The sequence below is a fragment of the Streptomyces sparsogenes genome (assembly GCF_001704635.1).
GTDB classification, from domain to species: domain Bacteria; phylum Actinomycetota; class Actinomycetes; order Streptomycetales; family Streptomycetaceae; genus Streptomyces; species Streptomyces sparsogenes.
In genome coordinates, this window is sequence record NZ_MAXF01000048.1 from 1 (window position 1) to 3,196 (window position 3,196).

Genomic DNA, 3,196 nt, shown 5'->3' on the forward strand with positions numbered 1-3,196 from the left:
GACGGGCGGCCAGCCGCGACGTGGCGACGGGCGGCCAGGCGAGCCGCGACGTGGCGACGGGCGGCCAGGCGACGGGCGGCCCGGTGACGGACGACCAGGTGGCGGGCCCGGCGATTGTGGTGGCGCACGGCTTCACGGGCGCGCTGGAGCGGCCCGCGCTGCGGCGCGCCGCAGCGGTGCTGGGCCGGCACGCGGCCGTGGTCACGTTCTCCTTCCGGGGCCACGGGCGCTCCGGCGGGCGCTCCACGGTCGGCGACCGGGAGGTCCTGGACCTGGCCGCCGCGGTGCGATGGGCGCGCCGGCTCGGGCACCGGCGGGTCGCCACGGTCGGGTTCTCGATGGGCGGCTCGGTGGTGCTGCGCCACGCGGCGCTGTACGGGGCGGGCGCGGGGCCGGGAGCGGGGCCCGGGTCGAGTACGGGGCCGGGGGCGGGGCCCGGGTCGGGTACGGGGCCGGGGCCGGGGGCTGCGTCGGAGCCGGATATGGGACTGGGGGCATTGGAAGCGAAAGGGGGCGCGGGGGCGCGCGAAGCGGCGCACGCTGACGTGGTGGTGGCAGTGAGCGCCCCCGCCCGCTGGTACTACCGGGGAACCGCCCCGATGCGCCGCGTGCACTGGGCGATCACCCGCCCGACCGGGCGCCTGGTCTCCCGCTACGGGCTGCGTACCCGCATCGACTCCCGCGGCTGGGACCCCGAACCCCTCTCCCCGGTTGCGGCGGCCCCGCTGATCGCCCCCACGCCGCTGCTGATCGTCCACGGCGACCGGGACCCCTACTTCCCGCTTGACCACCCGCGGACCCTGGCCGAAGCGGCGGACCCGTCGTCCACAGAGCTGTGGATCGAGCCGGGCTTCGGCCGCGCGGAGAACGCGGCGGACGCCGCCCTGCTGGACCGGATCGCCGCCTGGGCCACGGCCCACCTCTGAGCACGCCGGCCTCCACACACCCCCGCCCTGCTGCACCGACGCCCTGCTGCACCAACGCGCCTGTTACACCGACACGCCTGCTGCACCAAGGCCCCGCCTGGGCCACGGCCCACCTCGCGAAACGCCCCCCGCTCCGCCGGGCGCGGAGCGGGGGGACGCGGGAGGGGAAGGACGCGGGAGGGGAAGGATGCGGGGGAGGCAGGCTCACTCCGTCTCGGCCAGCGGCTCCGCGAACTGCGCCTCGTACAGCCGGGCGTACGCCCCGCCGGCCGCCCGCAGCGCGTCGTGGGTGCCCTGCTCCACGATCCGCCCCGACTCCATCACGAGGATCACGTCCGCGTCGCGGATCGTGGACAGGCGGTGGGCGATCACGAAGCTGGTGCGGCCGGTCCGCAGGGAGGCCATCGCGTGCTGGATCAGCACCTCCGTACGGGTGTCGACCGAGCTCGTGGCCTCGTCCAGGACCAGGATCGCGGGCTCGGCCAGGAACGCCCGGGCTATGGTGATCAGCTGCTTCTCGCCGACGCTGATGTTGGAGCCCTCGTCGTCGATCACCGTGTCGTAGCCGTCCGGCAGAGTCCGTACGAAGCGGTCGACATGCGTGGCCTTGGCCGCCTCCACGATCTTGTCGAAGGAGGCGTCCTGCGACCCGTACGCGATGTTGTCCGCGATCGTCCCGCCGAAGAGCCAGGTGTCCTGGAGCACCATGCCGATGTTGGAGCGCAGCTCCTCCCGGCTCATGGCGGCGATGTCCACCCCGTCCAGCGTGATCCGCCCGCCGCTGACCTCGTAGAACCGCATCAGCAGATTGACCAGCGTGGTCTTCCCCGCACCGGTCGGGCCGACGATCGCCACCGTCTGGCCCGGCCGCACCGACAGCGACAGGTCCTCGATCAGCGGCTTGTCCGGGTCGTAGCGGAAGGAGACGTCCTCGAACTCCACCCGGCCGCGCACCAGCTCCGGCCGCACCGCCTTCGCCGCGTCCGGCCGCTGCTCCGGCGCGTCCAGCAGCTCGAAGACCCGCTCGGCCGACGCGACGCCCGACTGCACCAGGTTGGCCATCGAGGCGACCTGGGTGAGCGGCTGGCTGAACTGGCGCGAGTACTGGACGAACGCCTGGACGTCGCCGATCGACAGTGCCCCACTGGCCACCCGCAGCCCGCCGACCACGGCGACCAGCACATAGTTGAGGTTGCCGATGAACATCATCGCCGGCTGAATGATCCCGGAGATGAACTGGGCCCGGAAGCCCGCCTCGTACAGCTTCTCGTTCTGCACCCGGAAGAGCTCCGCCGACTCCTTCTGGCGGCCGAACACCTTCACCAGCGAGTGGCCGGTGTACATCTCCTCGATATGGGCGTTCAGCTTGCCGGTGGTCTTCCACTGCGCCACGAACTGCGGCTGCGCCCGCTTGCCCACCTTCGTCGCCACCACCACCGACACCGGCACGGTCACCAGCGCGACCAGCGCCAGCAGCGGCGAGATCCAGAACATCATGGCCAGCACGCCCACGATGGTCAGCAGCGAGGTCATGATCTGGCTGAGGGTCTGCTGGATGGTCTGCTGGACGTTGTCGATGTCGTTGGTAGCCCTCGACAGCACCTCGCCGCGCGGCTGCTTGTCGAAGTACGACAGCGGCAGCCGGGCCAGCTTCGCCTCGACGTCCTCGCGCATCCGGAAGACCATGCGCTGCACCACGACCGTGGCGATCCGCGCCTGGAAGAGGTTCAGCAGCGAGGAGAACGCGTAGATCGCGGTCACCCACAGCAGCACGGTCCCCACCGCGTCGAAGTCGATGCCCTGGCCGGGCACCACGTCCATGGACGCGACCATGTCGGCCACCGTGCCCTGGCCCGACCGCCGCAGCCCCTCGACCGCCTCGGCCTTGGTGGCGTCGGCGGGCAGCTGCCGCCCGATGATGCCCGCGAAGATCAGGTCCGTCGCCTTGCCGAGGATCTTCGGGCCGAGCACCGACAGCGCGACGCTGACCGCGCCCAGCGCGAGCACCGTCAGCGCCATGCCGCGCTCGGGCCGCAGCAGCTTCAGCAGCCGGCGGCTCGAGCCCTTGAAGTCCATGCTGCGCTCGGTCGGCTGCCCGCCCATGAACCGCCCGGGTCCAGCCGCCGGCGCGGGGCCCCTCCGGGGCGCCGCGGCGGCGGGCGCCGGGGCGCTCTTCTCACTCATGCCCCTCTACCCCGCTCAGTCCCGGCGCACTCCAACGCGCAGGCTTCCCTCGTCACTGCTCGCTCCTCCGTCGCTGCGCGGCGCGG

2 protein-coding genes are annotated in these 3,196 nt (G+C 72.8%); one reads left to right on the plus strand and one right to left on the minus strand.

Features of this window, described 5'->3' with window-relative positions:
* The first annotated feature begins 50 nt into the window (after positions 1–50).
* On the plus strand, positions 51–926 hold the full coding sequence (locus BBH68_RS10960) for an alpha/beta hydrolase (protein ID WP_065961197.1): 876 nt from the start codon (positions 51–53) through the stop codon (positions 924–926).
* Positions 927–1,130: 204 nt separating this feature from the next.
* Here BBH68_RS10960 and BBH68_RS10965 read toward each other — a convergent pair whose 3' ends face one another.
* Entirely contained in the window at positions 1,131–3,110 is a 1,980-nt protein-coding gene (locus BBH68_RS10965) for an ABC transporter ATP-binding protein (protein WP_065961196.1), read from the minus strand.
* Positions 3,111–3,196: the final 86 nt, after the last annotated feature.